Origin of the sequence: Nocardia sp. NPDC059228 (assembly GCF_042754245.1) — a bacterium.
In the GTDB taxonomy this organism is placed as follows: Bacteria; Actinomycetota; Actinomycetes; order Mycobacteriales; family Mycobacteriaceae; genus Nocardia.
Genome location: NZ_JBHZAL010000188.1, coordinates 1 through 1,036, shown reverse-complemented (window position 1 = coordinate 1,036; position 1,036 = coordinate 1). Strand labels below are relative to the sequence as shown.

General features: G+C 71.6%; 1 protein-coding gene. It reads right to left on the bottom strand.

Going from position 1 to position 1,036, the window contains the following annotated elements; genetic code table 11:
• Window positions 1-1,036 (bottom strand): M1 family aminopeptidase (locus ACFXKA_RS43395; protein WP_379431968.1); only part of this gene is annotated, 1,036 nt, incomplete at both ends.

Below are 1,036 nucleotides of genomic sequence, written 5' to 3'. Positions count from 1 at the left end.
GTCGTACACCACGGGCCGGAAGAGACTGATCTGCTTGCCGGGCGCCGGCGGCTCCGGCGCGGCGGGCGGACCGCCCGCTGCCCGCCAGCCGTCGGACAGCCGGTAGGCCTCGCGCATCCGATCCTCCAGCGGCTTGTCCGCGTACTCCTGCGCGTACATCGCCTCGTACCAGCTCGCGTGGCCCTCGTTGAGCCACAGGTCGGACCACGCGCGCGGCGAGACACTGTCGCCGAACCACTGGTGCGCCAGCTCGTGGACCATGACCGAGTCGACGTACCACTCGGGGTACTCGGGCCGGGTGAACAGCGAACGCTCGAAGAGCGACAGCGTCTGTGTCTCCAGCTCGAAACCGGTCTCGGCGCCGGCGACGAGGACGCCGTACGTCTCGAACGGATACCGCCCCACCTGCCGCTCCATCCACTCGATCTGCGCCGGTGTCTTCGCCAGCCACGGCTCCAGCTCCGCGCGGTCGGCGGCCGGGACCACGTCGCGCAGCGGCAGCCCGTGCGGACCCTCCCGGCGCACCACGGCCGATTCACCGATGGACACCTGCGCCAGCTCGGTGGCCATGGGGTGACGGGTGCGGTACGTCCAGGTGTTGGTCGCGCCGTTACGGGTCTTCGCCACCGGCAGTCCGTTGGCCACGACGGTCAGCCTGCCGGGCGCGGTGACCCGGAAGGTGAACGCGGCCTTGTCGGCGGGGTGGTCGTTGCCCGGGAAGACACGGTGCGCGGCGTCCGCCTGGTTGGCCATCACCAGGCCGTCCGTCGTCCGTACCCAGCCGCCCTTGCCGCCCGTGGGGTCGCTGGTGTGGGTGACGGTGACGCGTACCCGTGAGCCGGCCTCCACGGCCTCGCGCGGCGTGACGACGAGGTCTTCGCCGGCGGTCGCGAAGTCGGCGCGCGCGCCGTCGACCTCGACGGACCCGACCTTGCCGTGGGTGAAGTCGAGGTTGACGCGTTCCAGACGCCGGGTCGCCCGGGCGTCGATCTTGGTGACCGCGTCGCGGGGCTTGGAGTTGTCACCCCTGTAGGTG